24 protein-coding genes are annotated in these 25,553 nt (G+C 37.5%); 10 read left to right on the plus strand and 14 right to left on the minus strand.

All coding sequences use genetic code 11. The annotated features are described in order from the left end of the window. Positions 1-12: 12 nt before the first annotated feature. The 4 genes from BMY50_RS21570 to BMY50_RS21585 all read right to left on the minus strand — a co-directional run bounded on the left by BMY50_RS21570 (position 13) and on the right by BMY50_RS21585 (position 6,975). On the minus strand, positions 13-1,620 hold the full coding sequence (locus tag BMY50_RS21570) for a RagB/SusD family nutrient uptake outer membrane protein (RefSeq protein ID WP_093328974.1): 1,608 nt from the start codon (positions 1,618-1,620) through the stop codon (positions 13-15). Between the two features lie 11 nt (positions 1,621-1,631). Next, positions 1,632-4,868 (minus strand): SusC/RagA family TonB-linked outer membrane protein, encoded by a 3,237-nt coding sequence (locus BMY50_RS21575; RefSeq protein ID WP_238383847.1) that lies wholly within the window; start codon positions 4,866-4,868, stop codon positions 1,632-1,634. A gap of 252 nt (positions 4,869-5,120) precedes the next feature. Next, positions 5,121-6,317 (minus strand): FecR family protein, encoded by a 1,197-nt coding sequence (locus tag BMY50_RS21580; protein WP_093328979.1) that lies wholly within the window; start codon positions 6,315-6,317, stop codon positions 5,121-5,123. A gap of 100 nt (positions 6,318-6,417) precedes the next feature. After that, positions 6,418-6,975, minus strand: a complete 558-nt coding sequence (locus BMY50_RS21585) for an RNA polymerase sigma factor (protein ID WP_093328982.1) — start codon at positions 6,973-6,975, stop codon at positions 6,418-6,420. A 215-nt stretch (positions 6,976-7,190) separates the two neighbouring features. Here BMY50_RS21585 and BMY50_RS21590 point away from each other — a divergent pair, with 215 nt between their 5' ends. After that, entirely contained in the window at positions 7,191-9,299 is a 2,109-nt protein-coding gene (locus tag BMY50_RS21590) for an HRDC domain-containing protein (protein ID WP_093328985.1), read from the plus strand. A 117-nt stretch (positions 9,300-9,416) separates the two neighbouring features. Here the strand turns inward: BMY50_RS21590 and BMY50_RS21595 are convergent, their stop codons facing one another. Next, on the minus strand, positions 9,417-10,061 hold the full coding sequence (locus tag BMY50_RS21595) for an O-methyltransferase (protein ID WP_093329360.1): 645 nt from the start codon (positions 10,059-10,061) through the stop codon (positions 9,417-9,419). Between the two features lie 720 nt (positions 10,062-10,781). Here BMY50_RS21595 and BMY50_RS21600 point away from each other — a divergent pair. Next, entirely contained in the window at positions 10,782-11,210 is a 429-nt protein-coding gene (locus tag BMY50_RS21600) for an NIPSNAP family protein (RefSeq protein WP_093328987.1), read from the plus strand. Here the strand turns inward: BMY50_RS21600 and BMY50_RS21605 are convergent. Beyond that, entirely contained in the window at positions 11,207-11,683 is a 477-nt protein-coding gene (locus BMY50_RS21605; protein WP_093328989.1) for a GNAT family N-acetyltransferase, read from the minus strand. The two genes, BMY50_RS21600 and BMY50_RS21605, sit on opposite strands and share 4 nt — an antisense overlap. A gap of 130 nt (positions 11,684-11,813) precedes the next feature. After that, positions 11,814-13,400: a ribosomal protection-like ABC-F family protein gene (gene abc-f, locus BMY50_RS21610; RefSeq protein ID WP_093328991.1), complete on the minus strand. Its 1,587-nt coding sequence runs from the start codon at positions 13,398-13,400 to the stop codon at positions 11,814-11,816. Between the two features lie 237 nt (positions 13,401-13,637). On the opposite strand from abc-f, the gene BMY50_RS21615 reads away from it, so the two are divergent. The 5 genes from BMY50_RS21615 to BMY50_RS21635 all read left to right on the plus strand — a co-directional run bounded on the left by BMY50_RS21615 (position 13,638) and on the right by BMY50_RS21635 (position 18,860). Further along, positions 13,638-14,477, plus strand: a complete 840-nt coding sequence (locus BMY50_RS21615) for a helix-turn-helix domain-containing protein (protein WP_093328993.1) — start codon at positions 13,638-13,640, stop codon at positions 14,475-14,477. Between the two features lie 59 nt (positions 14,478-14,536). Next, positions 14,537-15,091 (plus strand): DUF417 family protein, encoded by a 555-nt coding sequence (locus BMY50_RS21620; RefSeq protein ID WP_093328996.1) that lies wholly within the window; start codon positions 14,537-14,539, stop codon positions 15,089-15,091. Positions 15,092-15,211: 120 nt separating this feature from the next. Continuing rightward, positions 15,212-15,430 (plus strand): hypothetical protein, encoded by a 219-nt coding sequence (locus BMY50_RS21625; protein WP_093328998.1) that lies wholly within the window; start codon positions 15,212-15,214, stop codon positions 15,428-15,430. A gap of 109 nt (positions 15,431-15,539) precedes the next feature. Continuing rightward, positions 15,540-17,831, plus strand: a complete 2,292-nt coding sequence (locus BMY50_RS21630; protein WP_238383848.1) for a S9 family peptidase — start codon at positions 15,540-15,542, stop codon at positions 17,829-17,831. Positions 17,832-17,960: 129 nt separating this feature from the next. Then, entirely contained in the window at positions 17,961-18,860 is a 900-nt protein-coding gene (locus BMY50_RS21635) for a sugar phosphate isomerase/epimerase family protein (protein ID WP_093329004.1), read from the plus strand. Between the two features lie 101 nt (positions 18,861-18,961). Here the strand turns inward: BMY50_RS21635 and BMY50_RS21640 are convergent, their stop codons facing one another. From BMY50_RS21640 to BMY50_RS21660, 5 genes are all read right to left on the minus strand, one after another. Beyond that, positions 18,962-20,584, minus strand: coding sequence for a PepSY-associated TM helix domain-containing protein (locus tag BMY50_RS21640; protein WP_093329007.1), 1,623 nt, complete (start codon positions 20,582-20,584; stop codon positions 18,962-18,964). A gap of 5 nt (positions 20,585-20,589) precedes the next feature. Continuing rightward, positions 20,590-20,889, minus strand: a complete 300-nt coding sequence (locus tag BMY50_RS21645) for a hypothetical protein (RefSeq protein ID WP_093329009.1) — start codon at positions 20,887-20,889, stop codon at positions 20,590-20,592. A 5-nt stretch (positions 20,890-20,894) separates the two neighbouring features. After that, positions 20,895-21,221, minus strand: coding sequence for a hypothetical protein (locus BMY50_RS21650; RefSeq protein ID WP_093329012.1), 327 nt, complete (start codon positions 21,219-21,221; stop codon positions 20,895-20,897). A gap of 290 nt (positions 21,222-21,511) precedes the next feature. Continuing rightward, the gene (locus BMY50_RS21655; protein WP_093329014.1) at positions 21,512-22,120 is read right to left on the minus strand and encodes an FMN-dependent NADH-azoreductase; all 609 of its coding nucleotides are present in this window, start codon (positions 22,118-22,120) and stop codon (positions 21,512-21,514) included. An 88-nt stretch (positions 22,121-22,208) separates the two neighbouring features. Beyond that, positions 22,209-22,571 (minus strand): DoxX family protein, encoded by a 363-nt coding sequence (locus tag BMY50_RS21660; RefSeq protein ID WP_093329017.1) that lies wholly within the window; start codon positions 22,569-22,571, stop codon positions 22,209-22,211. Positions 22,572-22,712: 141 nt separating this feature from the next. Between BMY50_RS21660 and BMY50_RS21665 the strand changes: the two genes are divergently transcribed. Together BMY50_RS21665 and BMY50_RS21670 are read left to right on the plus strand one after the other, a co-directional pair. Next, positions 22,713-23,108 carry a winged helix-turn-helix transcriptional regulator gene (locus BMY50_RS21665; protein WP_093329020.1) on the plus strand — a complete coding sequence of 132 codons (396 nt, stop codon included), beginning with the start codon at positions 22,713-22,715 and terminating at the stop codon, positions 23,106-23,108. A gap of 205 nt (positions 23,109-23,313) precedes the next feature. Beyond that, positions 23,314-23,490 carry a histone H1 gene (locus BMY50_RS21670; protein ID WP_093329023.1) on the plus strand — a complete coding sequence of 59 codons (177 nt, stop codon included), beginning with the start codon at positions 23,314-23,316 and terminating at the stop codon, positions 23,488-23,490. Between the two features lie 86 nt (positions 23,491-23,576). Here the strand turns inward: BMY50_RS21670 and BMY50_RS21675 are convergent, their stop codons facing one another. After that, positions 23,577-24,143, minus strand: coding sequence for a biliverdin-producing heme oxygenase (locus BMY50_RS21675; protein ID WP_093329027.1), 567 nt, complete (start codon positions 24,141-24,143; stop codon positions 23,577-23,579). 259 nt (positions 24,144-24,402) lie between these two features. Between BMY50_RS21675 and BMY50_RS21680 the strand changes: the two genes are divergently transcribed. Beyond that, positions 24,403-24,975: a hypothetical protein gene (locus BMY50_RS21680; RefSeq protein WP_093329030.1), complete on the plus strand. Its 573-nt coding sequence runs from the start codon at positions 24,403-24,405 to the stop codon at positions 24,973-24,975. Positions 24,976-25,239: 264 nt separating this feature from the next. Here the strand turns inward: BMY50_RS21680 and BMY50_RS21685 are convergent, their stop codons facing one another. Then, the gene (locus BMY50_RS21685) at positions 25,240-25,536 is read right to left on the minus strand and encodes a helix-turn-helix domain-containing protein (RefSeq protein WP_093329032.1); all 297 of its coding nucleotides are present in this window, start codon (positions 25,534-25,536) and stop codon (positions 25,240-25,242) included. Positions 25,537-25,553: the final 17 nt, after the last annotated feature.

The following is a 25,553-nucleotide window of genomic DNA, read 5'->3' on the forward strand; positions in this document are numbered from 1 at the left end:
GAGAATAAAATATTAATAACCTTGATTTTGCGTTAGGTTAGGATTCGAATTAATAGTCTGTTGCGGAATCGGAAAAGTAATACGGTAGTCGCCATTTGGCTTGTGCGAGAGCCAGCTTTTAGTGGTAAATATACCGAAACGAATCATGTCACGACGACGGTGACCTTCCCAAGCAAACTCCCAACCTAGCTCATCCAGTAGGCGTCCATATTGTACCGGTGCTGTATTCCCTTCGTCTACAAGCTTGTAGTCTTCTACATAGCCATACTTATAACGACTATTTTGCTGGAGGTCGTTTCCAGTTACCGTCGCCTTCGCTGGATTGTTTTTAAAAGCACGAGCTCTTACCTGACTGACCAATGTGGAAGCTTCATTGGGATTGCCGTTTCGTAAGAGGCATTCAGCTTTCATCAATAGGATATCAGCATAGCGAAAGAAGGGGAAATCATTATCTAGATTATGTAGTGCCCCCATTTTTACGGTGAATTTATTCATACGATAACCTTCCGATTCGCCAGTATATAAGCCATCGGGAATATCTTTGGTGAATACGAGTGGTTTACCCGCCTGGTCATAAGCACCCAAAAGTGGTGTTTTACCATCAGCAGCAAATTGAGGGCCCATTAACCAGGTGTCGGCTAATCGTCCATCAAGCGGATCATAAGTATCAATAAATTGCGGAACAGCCATAGCCGAACCCGAACCCCATGGTGTTGCTTGCATATTTGCTTTAGCCTTTAGTGAGGCATGCCAAGAAAACATATGGAACAGGAAACCGCCACCAACTGTTTCTTCAAAAGGAATGGCAAATACGATTTCCGGTGAGTTTTCATTCTGAGTTGTAAATACATCTCTGAAGTTGGCGTTCAAGCTATATTTGGCAGAATTGATCACATCATCACATTGCTGAATGCATTCTTGCCATGCCGGTGTACCTGTATACACACCAGCATTGAGATATACGTTGGCCAATAATGCTTTTGCAGCCCATTTATTAAAGCGTCCATATAACAACCGACTATTATCTTCACTTAAGTTGGGCAGTGCGGCATTGACTTCTGAAACAATGAATTGATAAAGCTCGGTTCTTGACGATTTTGCCTGTAATTCAGTGCCTGTACTGGTAACTAAGGGGGCATCGCCAAAATTGTCACAAATGAGCCAGTAAAAAAAGGCTCGTGCTATCTTTACTTCGGCTAGTACGCCTTCTTTTGTAAGCCCGTCTGTTAACGGAATTTTGTTTTCTTCAAGCAAACTGATAATACGGTTTGCATTGATCGCACCTTTATAGAGGCTATTCCACATGGCATTCATTTGCTCGTTTTCTGAATTCCAAGTATGGAGATGAATACGCTTATAGATGCCACCATCATCCCAGCCGGAGGCATTGGCAGGCATAACTAGCTCGTCTGAGGAGGTTTCCTGCACACCGGCCCAGTTATGATGATCAAAAAGTTCACGCATATTGGCATAAAGAACACCGGTGGCCTGGTATGCATTTGTATAGGTCAATTGATCATCAGTCACTTCTGTATATAGCATTTCATCTAGATCGTTGTTACAGGCGGCGAGCAACAATATCAGCAGAAGGGTGGTTATGTTATATTTAATTGTTTTCATAAATCAGGTAATTAGAAGGTTAAAAATGCACCGAGTGTATAGCTGGTTGTGGATGGATAACGATTTTTGTTGTCAATTCCCGGTGAGAGGCCATTGATGCTCACTTCAGGATCAATGCCTTTGTAACCAGTGATTGTTGCTAAATTCGAGACCGCTCCATAGAGTCGGATGCGTTTGATATACTTGCTCTTAAGCCCAACATTGTAACCCAGGGTGACATTATCTATTTTCCAATAATCGCCATCTTCAATATAGTAACTTACATAATTAAGAGATTGATCGTCAGCGAGTGGTCGTTTGTCGAAAATGTTATCATAAGCCGAATTAAGTAAATTCCCACGGGTCAGCATTACTGGGTTGCCGTAAAACATCTCGGGCATGTTCAGAATCTGAAAACCAAATGCACCACGCATGGTGATATTTAAGTCGAAATTTTTGTAGACGAAGGTGTTGTTCCAGCTGGCATAATACTGTGGTAATCCATTTCCAATGATTTGTTTGTCATCGGCTTGCTGATTGGAAATAGATTTTGGATTACCATCTTTACCCTCAATTATCCAATAACCATTCTCATCAATATCAATGGTTTTGAATCCATAAAAATTTCCAATGGGCTGACCTACTTGCACCCGATGGGTACGTTGTTGGATAGGTTCACCCGTTTCACCAGCATCAAAGTAACCGCTGGCCAGTTGGAAATTCTCATCCGAAAGCGAAAGAATCTTGTTTCTGTTCGTAGAGAAATTAACAGAAGTACGCCATTGAAAATTGTCGGATTGCACCGGGATACCATTTATTTGTACCTCTAAACCCTTGTTTTGCATGGAAGCTGCGTTGGCACGTATGGTACTATATAAATAGGGAGGCGTTGGAACAGGATAATCCATCAGCAGATCTTTGGTAGTGCGTTTGTAATAATCTATGGAACCGGAAATACGATTATCAAAGAAACCGTAATCCACACCGATGTTTAACTCCTCTTTCTTTTCCCAGCGTAAATCGGGATTAGGATTTAAAGAAGGATTTACGACTTGTATCCACTGCCCGTCTACTAAGCTATAGGTGTCAAAATTAATGAGGCTTAAAGACCGATATGGATCAGTCGGTTCAGTACCTGTAATACCAAAACCAGCACGAAATTTCAAATTGTTGAGCACCTTGAGATCCCGAAGAAAATCCTCGCGAATGGCATTCCAACCAATAGAAATGGCCGGGAAATTACCCCATTTATAGTTTCTTCCGAATTTAGATGACCCTTCATGTCGTATACTGGCCATAAGTAAGTATTTCTCTTTGTAATTATAATTTATACGGAAGAAATACCCCACTAACTTGTTTTCGGTTTGGATCGAATTTTCAGGTGCTTGTCCGCGTTTTAAGGCCAAACCTGCACCCATATTATTATATGAGAAATCGTCAGTAGGAAAATCCCAATTTTGCATCCAGTAATCTTGGTAATTGTTGTTTCGCCAACTGTAACCTACTAAACCAGTAATTTCATGATCTTTGAATATTTTATGATAGTCGGCCGTTAGTTCCAATAAATCTTCTTGTGTCCTAGTGGTGCCTCTAGAAGCATATCCATTTTTACCATCTCTGATAGTGGAAAAATGTTTTTTGGTTTCGTAGTAGCCTCTTGTACTATTATATAAATCGCGAGAGAGTAAGAGTTTGACGTTGATGTCATTATTTGGTGAATAGGTAATATTACCAAAAGTGCGGAAATTGTTGTTTTGAACAAGCCCCTGTGTTTCTTCTAAAAGTGCTACCGGATTCATGTAATCCGTTTTCTCAATACGTTCAATCCAGACACCATTGTCGTCTTTCACGCGATCGGTAGGGTTGAAGGTAAGGCCATTCCTGTAGATATCGCCTCTAAAGCTATTACTCTCCGTACTTGTGAAATTTTCGGGCTGATCGGCGCTTGCATAGTACTTTTGTTGATAGCCATTAATATTGGCATTCAACTTTAGTTTACCATCAAACATTTTATGGTTAAATTCGATTCGTGGAAAAAGTACCTTGTTATCCGATCGTTTGACAATACCTTCGATGCTTCTATAATTTATATTGGCAATGTAGTTGGTATTACTGTCTCCCCCCTTTAAACTGATGTTGTACACCTGTGATATAGGCGTTTGTGTAATCTCATCCAGCCAATTGGTTTCATAACCATAATCAGTAGCACCTGGTCTACCTTCTGCAACACGTTGGCGATATTGAGCAGCATTCATAAAGTCCAACCGCCTAGCAATGCTTTGAGTAGTAAAGTAGGTGTTGATATCAATAGTGGCTGGCGTTTTTCCGTTCACCTTTTTTGTGGTGATTAGGATGACCCCATTGGTGCCGCGCGTACCGTATATCGCTGCCGCGGAGCCATCCTTAAGAATATCGATAGATTCGATATCTTCTGGTGCAACTGTAAATAAAGTACCCGGCACACCATCAATTAAAACCAAGGGGGTGCTGCTTGCCAAGATGGAAGGAACACCACGTAAATTTACTTGTGCAGTAGCAACAGGATTTGCATCTGACGATACAATGTTCAATCCTGCAACTTTACCACGAATCAACTGAGCCGCATCGTTTACGGATCCCTGTACAAAATCTTCAGATTTGACGCTGGCTATAGCAGTAGTAATTTGTTCTCGCTTTTGTGTGCCATAGCCAACAACCACTACTTCGTTAAGCGTATTGGCATCCTCTTTCATGATCACATTTACTACGCTTTGTTGGCCAGAGGAGATTTCCTGTACAACATATCCTAAATAGCTGAATACTAGTAAAGTATTATTTTTCGGTACATTAATTTTATAGTAACCGTCCGTATTGGTAATCGTCCCAATGTTTGTTCCTTTTACTTTAACACTTACCCGTTGAAGTGGTAAGCCCTTTTCATCCGTTAGCTTTCCCGTGATTTGCAACTGAATTGACTTAGGAATAGCAGGGAGGATTGGGGCGCTTTTTAGCACAATGGTTTGGCGGATTATTTTGTAAGACAGGGGTTGATTCTCTAAACTTTTCTTCAACACTTCCTCAATAGCCGCGTTTTCTACTGCTATTGAAATTAATCCTGCTTTTTCAAGGTCAATTTTGTTAAATAAAAAATGGTAACCCGTTTGCGCTTCTATCAATTTAAGTATTCTGGCTACAGAACTGTGTTTTTCATTGAGTGTGATTCCTTGACTATAGCTTTTAGCACTCACTTGTACGAGTATTAAAAACATGAAAAAAGCAGTAAGTTTCATAGTCAATAAAATTTTGTGATGATATGGCCATTTCAATAAAAAGGCCCTTGAAATAAAATTCATTACTTTTGTTTGTTTGGGTTAAATAAAATATTGATTCATCGATGTGGAAAAATCCAAGCATATGCCGGGGAGTGCTGGTACCACTCTTCGGTTTTTATTAGATTTCTATTATTAAATCCTTTTAGCTGTCTATAATTGCTGGTTGCGTTTTCATAATTTAAAATTTAAGTAAATAATGTTTATGTATGGTTAGTTTTTTATTATGATATTTCTTTCTTTTATTTCATAGGCTACCCCAGTAAATGCTAACATGCTCATTAGCTCATCGAGATTAGCACTTCTAGACACACTACCATTGAATAATTTTTTTGAATTCTTACCTGTATATATTACCTTAACGTTATACCATCGCGCTACTTGGTTCATAACCTCTTTCATACTTGCATCCTTAAATAAAAAGAGCCCGTTTTTCCACGCTAATTCTACTTCAGGATCAACGCCATCTTTCAGTTGGAATTGATTGTTTGCCGTAAGTATGCTCTGTTCTCCCGGTTTTAGTAGTTGTGTTTTTTCTCCCCGCTTTATTTTTATGGCCCCATCAAAAAGTGTGGTTTTTTGGGTGGTTTCGTCTTTATAGCCTGAAATACTAAAGGCAGTTCCTAATACTTGCACTTCTATTCGGTTAGTTACTACTTTAAAAGGTTGATTTATTTTCTTTGCTATTTCAAAGTAAGCTTCGCCTATCAACTCTACTCTTCTTTCTGCACCGATAAATTTTGACGGGAATTTTATAGATGTTTCGGCATTTAACCAAACTTTACTACCATCAGGAAGGATAATTTGATATTGCCCTCCCCTCGGCGTATAAATGGTGTTTACGCCTATAGAAGCTTCTTTGTCGTATTGTATATGGCGCGCATTAAAAGCTAGTTGTCCTTCAGCAGTTTTTTTTATGATGGTGCCTTCATCCCTTGCTAAAACGCCCTTATTAGCACTATCTAGCAAGATGATCGTACCATTGGCCATGCTGAGTGTGGCCCTATTGCCCCCCGCAGAAATATCACTTGTTTGCTTAATGGGTAAGGTACGCTGATTGTCTTTTTGTAAGCTATAAAATTTAAAAAAAACTAAACCAAAGGTAATTGCACCGATTATTGCAGCGATGCTTAATTTATATATAGGCGAATACTTCCTTTTAGAAAAATGAGTTTGTTGACTGATTTTGGTATCCTTTAAAATATTCTGAAGTATATTTTGGCTTTGATCAAGGTTAAGAACAGGATTAGTGGTGTCAGTCTGCTCATAAATTTGCTCCATTATTTTGTTTATCTCTTCTATTTCAAGCGTATGTAACAGGGTGGATAGCTCTTCAATTTCTGCCGCTGTAGCAGATTTATTGAGGTATTTAGTTACAAGAAAAGTGAATCTAAGAGATGCTTTTTTCATTTTTCGGTATAATTGTTTAGATGAACGCCTTACTTGCGCTTATAAGAAAGACAAAAAGATGCCTAAAAAGGGGGTAACGAAAAATAAAAAAATAAAATTTTTACTTTGTAAGGAAAAGAAGCAATAAATAAATATTTTTTTTAACGAAGCTTTTTATTGAAACAATCGCAAGCTTTAGATAGCTTTTCACCGTCTCTGGAGAAATACCCATTAAAGATGCTATCTCTGAATATTTTAAACGTTGTTGTTTACTAAGTACATAGACTTTTTGTTGTTGGGGAGGTAGTTCATTAATAGCCTTATCCAGTAATAAATGATAGAAGGAGGGACTCTCTTCAGCATCGTTGATGACACTTTCAGTTTCCAAATATTGCATCAGCGCTCTTTCTTTTACAGCTTGCTTTAAACAATTAAGCGTATGATTTTTTGAAATCGTAAATAGGTAGCCTTTGAAATTCTTGATATCAGTTAGTTGTTCTCTATTGATCCATATTTTTAGGAAGGTATCCTGAACTACCTCTTCAGTTAATGTATAGGAATCAGTTAATTTGAAGACAAAAGCAGCTAGATGTTGATGATGACGATGAAAGAGGAGAGCGAACGCATGTTCGCTGCCCTTTGATACTTGTAATATCAATTCCTGCTCATTAACATCCATTAGGTTAGTATATGGTTATCGCGGAGCAAAAATATGCAATAGTTGATTAACCGCAAAAAATACTACGCGACTGTGGTGAATTTATAAATTTTCAATAAACATCCAGCGGCAAACGTGAAAAAAAAATTAAGCAATTTAAAATCATCCGAAGCAATTTTTATCTTTGTCTGCAAGTCCCTTTCTTCAAATTTTCAACAGAGATACAGCTATAGCGCATGAATTTAAGCATCACACATAAACGTGTTATTGATTTCCTTGTAAATACCAATAAACCAATATTTTTAACGGGGAAAGCAGGAACAGGAAAAACTACCTTTCTTCATTATATTAAAAATAACATTACAAAGAACATGGCAGTCGTAGCTCCTACAGCCATAGCTGCGCTAAATGCTGGCGGTGTTACTATCAACTCCTTTTTTCAAATACCTTTTGGGCCACTTATTCCAAACACATCTGGAGAAATATATAATGCTGAAAAAGTTAGCCGTATGTCTCCTGATAAGGCAAAGCTATTGGCCAGTCTTCAACTGCTGATTATTGATGAAATTAGTATGGTTCGTGCTGACACCATTGACCGGATTGATAGTATTCTGAAAATTGTAAAAGGTTCTTCGCGACCCTTTGGAGGGGTACAGCTTCTAATGATTGGCGATCTTTATCAGTTACCGCCCGTATATCAGAACGATTGGCCCGTTTTGAAAGCATTTTACACAAGCCCCTATTTTTTTAATGGTCTAATTTTTAATACGTTTCCTGTGCTTAGCTTTGAGCTTACAGAAGTTTTTAGACAATCGGATCCTACTTTTGTACAAATTTTAAATAGCATTAGAAATGCCGATATAAACGCGTCGCTTCTCGGTATTTTGAACAAGCAATACAACCCAGATCTTGCCCCCGATACACTGTCGGATTACATCACACTATCCACCCATAACAGTTCGGTAAGTAAAATAAATGAATCCCGACTTGAAAATCTAAAAGGAGAATTATTGATCTACAAAGCAACTGTCGCAGGTGATTTTCCGAAAGAAGCATATCCTGCCGAACCTGAACTACGTATAAAAACAGGCGCACAGATTATCTTCATAAAAAACGATTCTAGTGGTAAAAAGCAATACTATAATGGGCGTGCTGCCAAAATTATTGCAGCAAGTGAAAACAGTATACAAGTTCGGTTTTTGGATGATGGATCTGAATTTGAGGTAGTCCCAGAGACATGGGAAAATGTGAAGTATGCACTTAACGAGTCGGACGGCAAAATAGCAGAATCGAACAATGGCTCATTTACGCAATATCCGATTAAGCTTGCATGGGCAATAACCATCCATAAAAGCCAGGGATTAACATTCGACAAGGCGGTCATTGATGTAGAGGCGGCCTTTGCTTCGGGCCAGAGCTATGTAGCACTTAGTCGTTGTAGGACGCTGGAAGGTTTGGTGTTAAAGGCACCCGTGAAAGCAGAAAATATAATAACGGATGGCCGTATTATCACCTTTATGCAGGAGACTACCTCGAAGCACGATAAACAGGAAATACTCAAGACTGCGAAGCTCGAACATGAATATGAAGTTGTGGCCGATCTCTTCAACTTCAGCTCTATTCAACAAGAATGGAGACTGTTAAGTTCCATGATAGATTATAGTGATTATTCGGATAAGATGATTCTTTTAACGCTTTTTAAAGAAGTTGAAGAAATATTGGGTAATCAAATAAAGAAGGTTGCTGATAAATTTTTACAAAAGGAGTTTTCTGCCTTAATCGTCGAAAAGCCCCTCAAAATGCAGATGGGATTTTTAGTTCGGTTAAAACAAGCGGCTGTCTATTTTAAACCAAAAATAGAAGACTTAATCAACTGCATACAAAAATTACTGACATTTCCTTTAGAAAAAAATCTAGATCCAGATTTCTTTTCTATCTATAACCAATTGATGAGCCATTTAAAAGGAAAACTTAGGGGTTTGCAAGTTGATTTAACTACCTCCGATTTAAACGAGCTACTTACTGCCATTACAGAAGCTGGCATTAGCTATCACCCCGTGTATCAGTTGAAGACAGAAAGACCTGCTCAAATAAAAGAAATCGTGAACCCGCTCTTGCTTCAAGAAATTTTAACCTGGAGGGTAGACACTGGTACTAAAAGAGGAATAGCAGATTATCTGGTATTGAGCGATCAACTTTGTGTCTCCATTGCCGCTAAATCACCTAGATCACTCAGCGAACTGGCGCAAATTAAAGGTGTTGGAGCTGGAAAAGCTACCGAGCTAGGGGATGATTTCGTAAAAATAATCCGTAATTATCTTGGAGAAAACGACCTGTTTGCTTAGCGTTTTTTAGCTTTAAGTGGTTACGCTCCTTGTGTTTTTGAACTTCACAAGGAAATTGTAAATTAATTCAAAAGTTGCTGAAACACCAAAGGTGATATTTTATAAGCCTATTGGAATCTATTTTTTACGGCTAATAGCAATGCCCGAACTGCTTGATTTATTTATAATAGTTTCATAATCTGGCCGACTTTTTACATAGTCCATATATGCCCGGATTCCGCTCATATTTTGAAGTACATTGTGAGCTGTAAAGCGGCCACCTTTTTGAAGTTTGGGATCTAGATCCTTGAAATATTGTATATACCAGTCTTTATCAGCATCCGAAAAAACAAAATCAAAAGGTCCATCTAGCGATTTGACGATCTGATGGGCATCGCCATGCTTGAAGCTTACAAAATTAGATAGACCAAGCATTTCTAAATTCTTGATTGCTTCCTTTTGCCGATTCATGTCAATTTCTATAGTCGTTAACTTGCCACCAGTTTTACTAAGTGCCCATGCTATCCAAATGGTAGAATGCCCTGTAGAGGTACCAATTTCCAACGCGGATTTGTAATTATTATTTACAATAAGATCATGCAGCACCTGTCCATCTTCATAGGGCACATTTAGGCTATGCCATTTCTGCCGATTTTCATTTAGAAATTTTTGTACACGTTCATCCAACTGTTTTTGGTTTGTACTTTGTGCTGTGCTTGCTGTTACTAATCCAAAAAATAGGATAAGTAATAAAACTGACTTAATTTGAAATATAGTTTTCATGATTGTTGATATTAGCTTAATATAGAAACATGAAATATTATTCATTTGTTGCGATATTTTTGTGTAATTTCATGAGTAAACTATTTCGTTCTATTGGATCGTTGTTAAAAATGCTATGTTGGGTTTAAGATAATTTTCCAAATCGGTATTGTTGCTACGATTCCTGAGTAGGCCCTTATTGAATAATAATATTATATCGAATTGTTCGAAAATGTTTGACGAAAGGATGGTCGGTAAAGAGCTACTAAAATAAACTAATTTTATCAAATTCTTGAATTTATGAACCCGACATGAATAAAATAATTGTTAAACACAAAGGTTAACAATTAGTTTATTCATCAAAGGCTCCATCTGACCACTAAACCGCCGAAGGCAGCATGAACCGAGTGAACCGAACGAAGTGAGCTCACGAATACCTTAGAATACCAATTTAATGAGTAAACGAGCTCATGAATGCCTTTGAAAATAAATACTTATGAATAAATGTCTTTAGAAACATGCAATAATGAATAAACAAAAAAATAAACAGATGAAACCATCATGATTTGCCAATCACACAGTGAAATGAACTAAGCGTAGCGCTCTCTTGAACGCCGTTGAAAAACATACAAAAAGTGAAAAATAAATCATGATAGCTTCATCGCCTTAAAAAAAACAAACCGAGTGTAACGAGCTCATTTATGCCAATGAGAAACTTCACTCATAAATAATTATACACGGATGAAAAAGATATTATTTCTCTTTGCATTAATTGTTTGTTCTGCTGCTGTCCAAAACGCTATGGCACAGAAAAAAGTAATCCATCAGCTGCGTATCTATGAAATTTTTGACAATAATAAAGCAGCTTTTCATAAACGATTTGAGGAGCATGCACAGCGGATCATGAAAAATTATGGATTTCATATTGTAGCAATGTGGGAATCAAAAAGTGACAAGAAAACAGAGTTTGTCTATTTATTAGAATGGACAGACATACCAACTTTGCAGGACAGCTGGGCGAAGTTCATGAAGGATGAAGAGTGGAAAGAGATTAAGCGGCAAACAGGCAAGCTCCATGGTCAGCTAGTTGGCGAAATACAAGATAGAATTTTGACAGCAACACCTTATTCACCAGTTCAGGGGGTGGATGAAATGCAAGAGCAGCACTAAGACTGTCTTTCTGTTAAATCCATACGCATTTCAATCATGTGCTTTTTGAAACCAATCTTCTCATATGCACGAATGGCAGTCTCATTTTCTTGGTACACATTCAATTTGAATTCGGTCAAGCCTTGCTCAGTTCCCCAATGTATAAGAACATCCATGATTTTTTTATTTACTCCCATACCACGGTAATCAGCAAGAACGTACATAAAACCAAGGTAACCAAACTTACGATTTCTGAAATGATTCTTCGCGTTCATGATGCGGATATAACCAGAGCCAATCAACTTGCCGTCAATTACAGCCACCACGATTTCGACATCGGGGTCAACAATGAAAGCCTTTACATCATAGTAATTAATAGGGGTATCTTTAAGAGAGGTCGTTAATGGACGTTCCGCCGCAATGACTCCCTGTTCAAACGTTAGAAGTACTTCTATATCCTCTAATGTGGCAGTGCGGATGGTTATTTGATTCATGTGTTAATCTGTTTTTTTGTTAATTCATTTCGTATCAGCCATTATCTAAAGCTCATCTCATTCCAATACCTTGCTGGTTTTTACTACAGTAGATCTTTTCAGTACTGTTTTTTCATTGAGAATAGTAGTCTCACAAATCAATAATTCGTTCAATATTTATCTGTTTTAGAAAATATTCATCATGTGATACCACAAGGAGCGTACCGTTGTATTCGTTAATGGCGGCAGTTAATATTTCAAGGTTTTGTATATCTAAATTATTGGTTGGTTCATCCAAAATAATGATGTCAGGGGCATGATTACTTATCGTGAGACAGCTAAGCATCAGTCGCATTTTTTCTCCACCACTTAAGGCAGCACAAGATTTGTCCCAATCTTCTTTCGTAAATAAAAAGCGGTTGAGTCTGATTTTTATTTCATGTTCTTGTAATAAAGAAGTGTTAAATTGTTGCGCCTGTTCATAAATAGCGAGTTGATTATCGATCAATGAATAATCCTGATCGATATATACCGACTTATTCTCTGCTCGATAAACCGTGCCTCGTTTGGGATTCAGTTCACCTAGTATTATTTTGATCAATGTTGTTTTACCAGAGCCATTGTATCCCTTAAGCACTATCCGTTCGCCACTAGTGATTTGAAAGTTTAGATTTTGCTGCCAAAGCAAACGATTTCCGTAGGCAAAATTTATGTCATTTGCATTGAAGAGTATTTTACCCTTGTGAACAGTAGAATTGTCAAATCCAAATTTCATTTTATTCACATCAGGAACCTCCTTACGTAGATCACTTAACTCCTGAGATATAGTGCCTATTTTTTCAGTATGTACACCTTTCAGCTTGGATGTGCTTTTTTCAGCATTGTTTTTTAATGTGTTCATTAATATGGTCGGTAACCCTGCTTTTTCCTGTTTCTTTTTGCCTCTGGCATCTAATTTTTGCTGTCTTTCTATCGTTTCCCGTTCTATTTCTTTTGCTTTACGTAGTGCTTTTTCTTTATTTTTTACGTCCTGGTTTAATGCATTGCTTTCAATTAACTTCTGCTCTGTATAAAAGTCATAATTACCACCGTAAGCTGTTATGCCTCTTTTACTCAGTTCGTAAACAGTATCGAGTAGGTTTAGCAACTTTCTATCGTGGCTCACAACAATTAAGGTTTTTGAAACAGAATTGATAAAATCGTACAGTTGCTGTCTTCCTATCTTATCCATATGATTACTAGGTTCGTCCAACAAGATAAGCTCAGATTGATGGATAGATATACCTGCAAGAAATACCTTAGTTTTTTGTCCGCCGCTTAAGGTTTCCATCTTTTGAGACAAATCTAAATGACCCAATTTCCAATAACTCAGCGCTTCTTTGCACCGTTCTTCTATTGACCAATCATCATTGAGAAGTGTGAAATTGGCGTCCGTTAAGTTGCCGGCAAGAATCTCGTTCAAAGCCTTTAATTTATCTTCAATCCGGAGCGCTTGCGCAATGGTTAAATGATTGTACTGACCAAATATTTGGGGCACATGATAAATGGAAGTCTCCATTTTTATAAGCCCTGCTGATGGTGATAATTCACCTGCGATAATTTTTAACAAGGTAGATTTTCCAATACCATTGTTGCCAATTAAAGCAATTTTACTATGCTTATTAAGCGTGAGATTTATATCATGAAACAATAAATCCTTATTGGGATGTATATAGGTTATATTTTGTAGAAAAACCATAATTTCTTTCTTTTAAAAAAATCAACAATGATAGTGAGCCAATTATGGGTGCACTAATTAATTTATTGAAAGAAATGATCTCCTACATGAAGTGTTGTTAGTTTTTTGCAAAGCTACAAAACATTTTTCAATCGGCATTATTTAATTTTTTGTGTTTTTTGTCCGATAATCTAACAGCACTTATATTGTATTTTTTGTTGAATAAAAATTATATTGTTGAACATGCATTCATAAAAAATGATTGAACAAAAAATTTCGCTAAAAAATCTTAATGATTGGAATACAGATCAAATCATTTCATCGCCTTGTTATAATATATTATTGCTGAATGGAGCAGGTGAGATATCGATCGATCATAATCAATTTGTGTTTTCAAAATATACAATATTGTTTGCAACCCCGTATCAGAAAATCCTGATCAACCATAACAATTCGTTTAATATAAGACAGTTAACCTTTCATGGTGATTTTTACTGCATAGAATATCATAAAAAAGAAGTCGCCTGCAACGGATTACTATTTAATAATATTTACATTAAGCCATTTATCAGCATTTCGGAAGACCAGTATCGAGTATTTAAAAACGACATGGAACACGTCGATCAGTTTTTAAAGGAAAACGATCCCCATGTTGAACCTATAGTAAAAGCATATCTACAAGTGATTCTTGCAAAGGCGAGTCGATTAAAAATGAAGGAGTTACATGAAAATGTTCATTTAAATAGACAACGCCATCCCATTGAAAAGTTTCAAACGTTGCTGGAAGAACATTATCTTACTAAAAAGCAACCAGCATTTTATGCTGATGCGTTATTGATGTCAACTAATTCTTTCTCCAGAAAGTGCAAGGAATACTTTGGCAAATCACCGTCCGAAATGTTGCAGGAGCGTGTCATATTAGAAGCAAAAAAGCTACTACACCTAAGTTATAAAAGTGTAAAAGAAGTAGCAACGGCCTTGCATTTTGAAGATGAACATTACTTCAGTCGTTATTTTAAAAAATATACCGGGGTGTCACCAACGCTATTCCGAAAAAAGGTAGGTATCTCAATTGTAGCAGATTTGTCCAAGAAATAGAACAATTTGTCCATTTATCACTTGAGAGCATGTCTGTAAATTTGTGAAAAAATAAAAATATGAAGAAGTTCTTAATTTTATTAGCAAAAACGCAACCTGGTTTTATAAATCTTATCCGTATAGCCGTTTTCATTGTTATGGCCTGGATAGGAGGCCTAAAGGCACTTCCATATGAAGCAGAGGGTATTGTCCCTTTCGTCGCAAATAGTCCACTGATGAGTTTTTTCTATACGAAAGAAGCTCCCGAATATAAAATTTATCAAAATAAAGAAGGGGCCTTGGTTCCGGAAAATATAGTTTGGCATAAGGCAAATGGCACCTACTTGTTCTCCTATGGCTTGGGTGTGGTAATCGTGCTAATCGGAATCTTAACACTCTTAGGTATCTGGTTTGCTAAAATTGGTGTTTTGGGAGGCTTATTAACCTTTGGTATGGCGCTCGTTACTTTGTCCTTTCTGATCAGTACTCCAGAAGTATACGTAGCCCCCCTAGGCGGCCCTCATGTCGGGTTCCCCTTTCTTTCTGGCGCTGGAAGATTGGTTATAAAAGACGTCATTATGATGGCAGCAGGATTAATAGTCGCTTCAGAAGCCGCAAAGAGAACCTTGTCTTAGAATAGGTACGATTTAGAAACAAAATATGTTCAAGATGTATATAATTTCGTGTAGAGAAATTTGAAACTTAAAAGAAGGAAAAATGTTAATAACCTGAAACCTGAAGTAATAATTTTGACTATGAAAAGGAAAAAGGTTGAGTTCGAAAAGAAAAAGGGCAAATTAGTAAATCAAAACAAGTCTGGTAGCGAGACCCCAGGAAACCTAGCTGACGAAGATATAGCAACGGATCATGCATCGATTGATGAGCTCGAGGAGGATATAACAGGTCCTGTTAAGAAAAATGTGCCTCCCAAACCAGATTTATTGAGAGGAGATCATCCAGATTTAGCCAAATAACTGAAATTTTCATTACATACGAAAGGTTAAAGAACAGTTATTATAAGTTAAATATCGGTCAATATTTCGACCATTTTTATAATAGCTTTGCTAGCTTATAATGAGTTTTATGAGCTTTAAAATCAGTATATTGGGGTTTTGTTTTTTAGTGATTGGGTGTGTAAGATCATTAAATGCACAAGAAGTAACCCGTTTTCAACCCACACATGAGCAATTGGTAGCCCGTTATAAGCGAGCAGCGAAAATAGATAGCCTCACCGAAGATGCTGTGTTTCGTACCAACGTAACGGCCCATTGGTCGCCTGATGAGAAGTCGTTTTGGTATAAAAATACATTGAAAGACGGTGCAACCGAGTATATCGAGGTAGATGCTGCATCTGGAAGCAAGCGAACAATTTTTGATGCCTATAAGCTGTCCCTTGCCCTAAAAAAAATCGGTATAGATACAAACCCGGAAAAAATACAAATTAGCGCCATTCAAAAAGACCAAGATAAAAAGGTCATGCGATTTGCAATGGCGGGTCAGTGGTTTGAATACCGTGTCGCCCAAAATACCTGTATTAAAATAGGCTTCCCTCTACGAGAAAAAAAGCCTGACATCGAGATTGCTACTCATGTATCTCCCAATAGAAAATGGGAGGCATATATAAAAGAGGGAAACCTATTTGTGAAATCGGTAGATGGCAAAGAGACTGTACAATTTACAAAAGATGGTAGCGAGGTTCATCCTTACGGCGAAATACATTGGAGTCCCGATAGCAAATATCTGACTGGATACAAAATCCATCCAGTTAAAGATTCATTGGTTTATTATATTTCGAGCTCCGTACCAGGTACTACCCGCGGACAACTACGCTCACATCCCTATAAACAACCAGGTGATGCTTTTACCTCTTATGAGCTATTCCTTTTTTCCCTTGATAAGCAAAAAGTACTCAAGGTAAATACCGAAACAATAGACTTTCCAAATATTCCTCCAGATTTACATTGGCGCTATGACAACGCCCGTTATTTTACTTATGAAAAGTTTGATCGAGGACATCAACGTTTTCGTATCATTGAAGTGGATGCCCAGACAGCTCAAACACGCACTGTGGTAGATGAAAAATCAAATACTTTTATATATTTAGCCCGTCAGTATACCCATTATCCAAAAGGTAGCAATGTGGTGATCCGTTCTTCCGAAAAGGACGGATGGCGACATTTATATCTTATCGACCTAGTAACGGGAGAAGAGCAGCGCATAACAAAAGGGAATTGGGTGGTTCGCGGTGTGGATAGTGTGGACTTTTCAAAAAAGGAAATTTGGTTCTCCGCCAGTGGGATGAAAACGAATGAAGACCCCTACCTGATATATTATTATCGTGTGGGGTTTGATGGGAAGAATCTGTTGGCCTTAACGCCTGATAAAGGCAATCATGAAGTGGTGTTTTCGCCCACTAAAAAATATTATTTAGATACCTATTCTTTAGTTAATGTACCGCCTATTACCAAACTACGTCGTAGCAAAGATGGGCAGGAGATAACCCTTTTGGAAAAAGCAGACCTTTCGTTTTATGAAAAGGCAGGGGTTTCTCCACCAGAAGTGTTTGTAGCGAAGGGAAGAGATGGCGTAACCGATATATGGGGCATCGTAAGCAAGCCGTCGGATTATGACCCTCAAAAAAAATACCCTGTATTGGAGAATATTTATGCCGGACCTCACGACTCCTTTGTGCCTAAATCTTTTGTGCCATATAGTGAAATGCAGAGTCTTGCTGAATTAGGCTTCATCGTCGTGATGATTGATGGTATGGGAACGGCTAACAGATCAAAAGATTTTCACGATGTATGTTGGAAAAATATTGCCGATGCAGGTTTCGAAGATCGAATTTTATGGATAAAAGCCCTTGCTAAAAAATATCCCTATGTAGATGCTGAACGTGTTGGATTATATGGTACTTCCGCTGGCGGGCAGAATACACTTTCAGCGTTGCTATTCCATCCTGAATTTTATAAGGCAGGTGTTGCTGCCTGCGGTTGTCACGATAATAGGGTAGATAAACAATGGTGGAATGAACAATGGATGGGGTATCCTGTTGGTGAACATTACGAAGAACAATCCAATGTAAGTAATGCAGCTAAATTGCGTGGCGATTTACTGCTGATTGTTGGAGAGGAAGATACAAATGTGCCTCCAGAATCTTCTTATCGAGTGGCAGATGCACTTATTAAGGCTGGTAAGGATTTTGATTTTCTGGCCATACCGGGGATGGGCCACAGCGACGGCGGCCCGTATGGCAGGATGAAGAAACGCGATTTCTTTGTTAGGCATTTGATGGGTATAGAGCCGCCGAGATGGAATGTTGGTGAATTACCTTACAATAATAATATAGGTAGAGAAAGATGGTCTTTTAAGTAGATCTATTTTATCCTGCCGGAAAGTATTCTGTAGCAATATTGCTACAACGCTTTGATGGTACACTATTATCAAGTATCTTTAAATCCAAGTAACATTTATTGTTAACTGAAACAATAGCCATTTATACCTATGAAAGAATATATAGAAAGTTCAAGGCGCAAATTCTTGATGCAACTCGGTATTTTAACTGCAATACCTCTTTTAGGATCTGGTAAAATATTACCGGCTGCAAAAATTAAATTTGGTTATTCTACTATCACCTGGGGAAATGATATAGAGCGGGCCATTAAAGAAATTGCCTCACTTGGTTTTACAGGTGTACAGCTACGAAATCCTTTTGCTGCTTACGGCAGTAAACCGGAAGTACTAAAACAACTATTGAGTGCTGCTAATTTAGAGGTGGTGATGCTTTCCAGTGGAAATGCCAATATTAATACGGGCAATGATGAATCGGAAATAACAAAACATGTTGAAAATGCCAAATTCATTAAGAAGTTAGGAGGCAAACGTATTCAAATTACCAATTCCTCCAGACCAAAGACAGGAGATGTTAAGGAAGAAGATCTTATTAGGTTTGGAAAATTATTAACGGAAATAGGTAGTAGAACTGCTGAGTTCGATATAGAAACTACCTATCATAACCATATGGAACAGTTGGGAGAAACACCGGAAGAGGTAGATATCATTTTGCAACATGCAGACCCAAAATATGTAGGGTTTCTATTGGATATTGCACATTATTTTCAAGGTGGAGGAGATCCTGCCGCGGCGGTATTGAAATATAAAGACCGCATTAAGATGCTCCATCTGAAAGATGTAATCAGCAAGGAAGGCGGAAATGGCTATCAGTTCGTAGAATTAGGGCAGGGCAGCGTAGATATTCCAGCTGTTTTTAAGGCATTGAATACCATTAACTTTAAAGGTTACGCAGTAGTGGAGCTGGATGCTGTACCCGTAAAAGGTCGCACACAGCTGGCATCTGGTCAAATATCAAAAGATTACCTTGATACACTAGGTTATAATATTTAAATATTCGTACCTGCGTCACGCAAACCTACGTATTCGAGGATGATCGGGATATTAATACACTATATGTCATTTCAACCGAGATGGCATATAATTATATCGGTTTAATTAACAATTTGTTCCCCCGCGAATCTTTGTTGTTTGGATATCGGCTCCATATCTTTTACTTCCTCTTTTTTCTTTAGTTTTAATGCTATCACGGTTGTTAGAAGAGCCAATACTATCCAAAAAGCATCCATGAAGAAGATCTGATAATGGCTGCCATAACTTTTCCATATCCAGTTTCCTGTGATCATACCATTGGCTATAGGGATCATAAATCCTAGCAGAGAACCGATTAGCAGTGTATATTTATTCGTGAAGTAATTGTCGCGCTTAGCGGCGAATAGTACAGATAAAAACAACCAACTATAGAAAAATACTTGGAAAATAAATGCCATCCGGTCAGGATTTATGTCTGCTGAAAAGATCTTAACGGCCAAAAAAGTAAATGCAGTGACGGGATACATACTTAAGCAGATAGACAGATAGATCCTAACAACCCAAGCATTGAAACGCCTTTGCTTTTCGGGTATGCTCTTTTTATCTCTGGCAACGAGCCATGTCATGACACCAGAAATAATTACAAAACAAGAAAGAAGTCCTAGAACGAAATAGATGATTCGCATGCCAATACCACCGAAATCACCAAAATGAAGTTTACGAAGCACTTCCGTTGCTCCGTCGAGATACGAGCTTGGCCCATAAGGGCTTTTATTGGAAACAATTTCACCCGTAGTAGCCTTATAAACAATTAAGCCTTTACCTGTAAACTTTAATTTGGATAGAGGAAGGCCTTCAATGGAAATATGCATACTGGCATCTCCATAATTTTGCAGATTTACAGATCTTAATTCAAAATCACCCCACTGCTTTTTTGTCTTTTCAATAAATGAATTGATATTAGGAGGGGTAGATAATTTTTCCATCGTCATAGGAAAAGTAGACGTTGTTACTCCCATATCTGAATACAGCTTTTCTGTATTGTTGTTATAAAGGAAGGAGGCTACGGGAGGGGCAAAAAGTGTTGTGCCAATGATTAGGTATACACCTGTAACGGCATATACAAATTGGTAAGGCAGTCCCAGCATACCCAAAACAGTATGAGCATCAGTCCACATGGTTTTGAGTTTTGCTTTTGGCCTAAACAGATAAAAGTTAGACACAATCTTATTCCAGTGTACCCATACACCGGTTATGATGGCAAATAGAAAGAAGAAAGATACAAAACCTGCCAGCAGGTAACCTGATGTTCCATATAGATTTAGCTGCGCAAAGAAATGCAAGCGATATAAAAATTCTCCCAAAGAATAACCACTCTTATAATCATAACTCTTCATGTCATCAACATCGAGGTAAAAGAATTGCCGTGCTTTATCTTCTTCTACCGCAAGTGAATCCTTAGAACCAGACATGCTGATATATACTCTACGCTCCGGATTTATTTGGCCAATGAGAATATCCCGGCCATAGGTACCATAACGCTGTCCAACGGTATCAACCAAACGATCAAAATCGGTGCTTTTAAAAATGTCTTCTTTTATGGGTTGATCTCGTTCCCAAGCTACAATTTCTTCTTTAAAGAAAGAAAAGGAGCCAGCAAAGAATATAACGTATAAGGCTACGCTGATAACAATGCCGCTAACAGTATGCGTGTGGAAGAGAATATTGTAAATTCTATTGTTCATATCTGCTAGATTATAGGGTTATAAATTTTTCCCAAATAAATGAGGCCACAACATAAGAGTGTTATCGCTATGTAGATGGCCCATACTCTCCAGCCATTTTTTAGTAAGAATGCAAAAACAAAGAGAAAAGCCCATAGGATAATGCCCCCATACCGTAAAGTCATCAATACATTAATGTGGTTGATCCAAAAAGACAATGCGAGAAAAAGCGATACCGTTACCAAGTATCCGCCTAATAAACCCGCTGAAATCTTTGCAAAGCGTTGCGAGGGAGAGGTGTTTAAATATTTTTTATTAGCAGGCATTTTCCTTAGATTAGTTCGGCTATCAGAGAAAGCGAAAAGATAAATAAGAATGTTTTATCATTCACAAAACGTAGAGGGGCCAGTAACACCGTTGCACTCGCTAAGGTCATCAATATGACAAAAAATGAAAATATACCTGCACCCAGTCCAAAATGAAGAATACAGCCTGTCAAAGCCGCTAATAATAATAACAAACCTATAAATTTACCAAAATGAGGATTGGCCTTTATCCATAAAATAAATCTTATCGTTGAAGATAAGAGCGCTTTCTGCGATGTATTATAAAGCAGAAAAAAGCCAAGGAAGGTTAATGAGGTGATGGTCGTTAACATTATCTTAAATCTGTGGTGTAAAATTATCATTATTTAGATTTAATACAAATTAACTTGTAAAAAATATTACTGTTTATAAAGTATTTATTAACAAACAAGGTTTAAGATGCTCGTTAAGCCAACAGTCTATGGTGAGCGACATGATAAGATCGGCTTTATTGGGTAGGGAACGGATAGCGAAAAACCGGTAAGATCCCAAGTAATAATGAAAGAGCCATCCAATCAATGGCTCTTAGTCTTAATTTTTTGATCAACGTGAGTTAAGTATATTCTTCCCTCATCCTATTTTACTAAAAGGCATATGCTTCTACACTTTCAGCAGTTTTTGGCCAGGCAGCATCTTTTATTTCAGCAACAAGAGTTCCTTCAATACGGAATACAATAATATCGGTAAGACCTATGAAACCCAAAATCGTTTTCAAATAAGGTTCGACGAAATCATAGCCTTTCAAGGGACCTTCCGAATAAACACCGCCAGATGAAATCGCCAGGTATACCTTTTTATTAATTAATAGTCCCTCCGGCCCATTTTCGTTATAGCGGAAAGTAAGGCCCGCTCGAGTAATATGATCGACCCATGCCTTTAATGTGGACGGAATGCCAAAGTTATATAAGGGAACGCCAATGACAATTATTTCGGCTTCTTGAACCTCTTTAATAGCTTCGTCAGAAGGTAATAAGGCACTTCTGTCATCTTCAGTGAGCGATTCACTGGGCTTATAGAATGCCGTAAAATGAGTGTCTTCTAAATGGGGGAGAGGATTTTTTGCCAAATCGCGCATTTGCACAGTGCTACCGGGATAAATGGACAATAGTCTTTCTAAGATGGTGTTAGATAGTTTGAGGCTAAAAGATTGATTTCCATTAACGCTTGAAATTATTTGCAGTATTTTCTTCATTTTTTCGTTTTTTATAAATTTTTAATTTGAAAAAGATCAGCAGAGATTTTGTCATTTATCGCTACTATATGTGGAGATTAATTTGAATTTATTTGTTTGCTTTTTTAAAGTAGATATAAGAAATTACTAATATTGCTAAGAAAATTAAAGGCATGAGGGAATGCTGTGTAGCGTCACCTACGGCAGTATGTGCAACAAACGCAGAGATAAAAGTTAATCCAAAACCCCAATAGGCCATTTCCTTAAATTTTCCGGGTACTATAGGTAATAGCAGTGCTGCCGCTCCGATGAATTTAAGAATAGCTAATTCTACTCGGAAGAAATTAGGAAAACCAAGGTGTACAAATGCACCTTTTATTTCTTCATTCGTGAGATAGCTAAATGCACTGAATAGCATCATTGCCCCAACAAGCCCTGTGGCGATCCAATAGATAATTTTATTTGTCATCATTTTTAATTGTGCTTTTTACGTAAGCTTTTTGTTTCAATTATTAATTTATTAAGACAAAAGTAGCTATCTTTGCTATAAATAAGTAAGTACTATACTAATGTATAGTACTATACATTAGTATAGTTGTCTTAAATTGCATATATGAGTACGCAAACGGAATCAATGAATGTAGCGGAAGTAAAAGAAGAGCATAAGGAGTTAAGGGACCATAGCACTTGTATGGGAATGATACAGCCTGTACAGGATGCATTATACGTGCTTAATGGTAAATGGAAGTTGCCTATCATTATTTCTTTATCATTTGGAAATAAAAGGTTTAGTGAGATGGCAAGGGAAATACCTAAAATAACTGACCGAATGTTGTCAAAAGAATTGCGGGAATTAGAAATGAATCAGTTAGTAAAAAGAACCGTATACGATACTGTACCTGTGGTGGTTGAATATTCGTTAACTGATTACGGTAGTTCACTAGATCCTGCCATCAGTGAACTACGTAAATGGGGAATTCAACATCGAGAACGGATTACTCGTAAATGATTGCTGCTTTGCTTACGTACACTCAATCTCGCGACGAGCTATCCGATATGAATGGCTCAAATAATCTTTTCAAAAAATTAAAATTTTGGATGGCAAAGTTTGTTGAGATAGGTTTTTATTCCTACTTTGGCTCCATCTTTGAAAAATATAGGCGGAACTGTTATGTTTAGTTCCGTAAAGCGTTAACCTTTAATTTTTAAACAAAATGGAAAAATTTAATGAATTAAAAGAATTGCTGGCTTCAGCAGAACAAGATGCAGTAGCATTTTACGAAAAGGGAAATAAAGCAGCTGGTACTCGACTTCGCAATGCTTTACAACAAACTAAAAATTTGGCACAAGATATTCGTAATCACGTAACAGAGATTAAGAATAAAAAATAATAAGCTATAAAAATATAGGATTTTGAAAAAGAGGTTGTATCATCGATAAAATGATCAACCTCTTTTTGTACTGAGTATGTGGTAGTCTAGTTGTTTGGTACTTCTTCTTGTTCGAATACTTTACCAAATTGCTCGAACGTGTTTCCTGCGGCATTGATCGCTAGCGCCTCTTCTCCCTCACTACTTGCGTTTTTATTTAGAACCTCAATGAACAAAGCCCATTTTTGTCCTGTTCCCTCACCATAACCAGAAAAAAAGGAAATGCCTTTAGTAATACCTAATTTTTCAAGCATCTTCACAATAATGCTTCCCCCCATAATTGATCCCTCCAATACATAAAGGGCACCAAGCGCTTCCTGGATATTGCCAATAGCTGGAGCATGTGCTTCCGGTGAATCGTCGATAGTTCCTTTTAATGCTTCGATGTCATTTCTGAGATAAGAAGAATTTCTCCTATCGCCATAATCTGGTAAAACCTCTTTGGTAATATATGGTTTAATAGCTTTTTCTACCGCATTGAAATAGGCATAGAAGTATTTAAGAAAATCTGCATAATCGCCTTCATTTTTTATAGCTTTTAATTTCCTGACAACAACTCCCTCCAATTGTTGATGAGGTGCTTTAGTTGCTTCTTTTATTTTTGTACTTAACATATTCTTATTTGTTATTCGTTATTGTTTGTTATTCGTTATTCTCCGGCATGCTGCGCGGAATTGAGTAGCTGTCTATACATCTTTTTATTCCTTATTCCGTAGTCACCACTAAATTTTGGTGTCACTATTTTAAACGGTCAACCCTAACAAAGATTGCAAAATTTGAAGCAAAAGTTGTATGCAATCCGCTTAATTTTGTATCAATTTCGCTGGCTTATAATGAATGGAATAAGCAAACTTTAATTAAAAAGAGTTCTCAATGGAGTCTATTTTTAGTATAATCCCAACAGACTTTATTGTAAACCTAAGCAGCTTTGGGGTAAATCCGACTGTTTTTAATGTCAACCCAATTGGCATTACGCCAAATCGGGTTGACATTGTTGCAAACCCAACAGGCTTCGTTGTAAACCCAACCGTCTTTAATGTCAACCCAACCGGCATTGTGCCAAATCGGGTTGACATCGTTGCAAGCCCAACATACTTTGTTGCAAACCCAACCGTCTTTAAGGTCAACCCAACCAGCATTGTTTCAAATCAGGTTGACATTGTTGCAAACCCAACATACTTCGTTACAAACCCAACCGTCTTTAATGTCAATCCAATCGGCATTGCGTCAAATCGGGTTGTCCTTGTTGCAAACCCAACAGACTTCATTGTAAACCTAAGCGTCTTTAAGGTCAACCCAACCGGCATTGTTTCAAATCAGGTTGCCCTTGTTGTAACACCAACAGACTTCGTTGTAAACCTAACTATCTTTGGGGTAAATCCAACCGGCATCGTAGCAGATCCAATTGTCTTTATACTAAATATAACCGTCTCCCAGCGGACTTAATTTACTTTGTTATAAATCCGTTCGTTCTTATTATAACTGCATCAATCTACAATATGACCCGTCCATGCTTATCCACCAACTGGTGGATTAATCACATAGGTAAATATGGATTTATTCACGGATTTTAAATATTCAATTGTGTTCATGATCCCTTCGGGGTTTAAACATGGTAAGTCCCTCTGACCGATAGATAAAAGCTATTTATTAGTGTATATTGAAAGGGATTGAATTTACTTCAATGTTGTACAGGAAAAAATGTGCTGATTAATTTTCCGTCTCGTTACTATTCAGCCTATAACACACGTCCATGACCTGTTTGTGTCCTTCTTTCATTACCAATCCGATCTCAATAAACAACCTCATATTAGTGTACACCGTTGCCCAGGAAATCCCATGACTTAGACGTAAATCCATCCAAAAGGCCTCAATATTTTTAATTTTTCTTTGCTCACACAGTGCCTCAATCAATACCTTCCGTTGTGAACTGATTATATGCCCTCTATTTGTCAAGGTCTTATAGATTTTTTCACACTGTTGTTTTGTTTTTGTGGATTGTTTCATAAAATGGTTGTTTCGGT

Source organism: Olivibacter domesticus, assembly GCF_900109575.1.
Classification (GTDB): domain Bacteria; phylum Bacteroidota; class Bacteroidia; order Sphingobacteriales; family Sphingobacteriaceae; genus Olivibacter; species Olivibacter domesticus.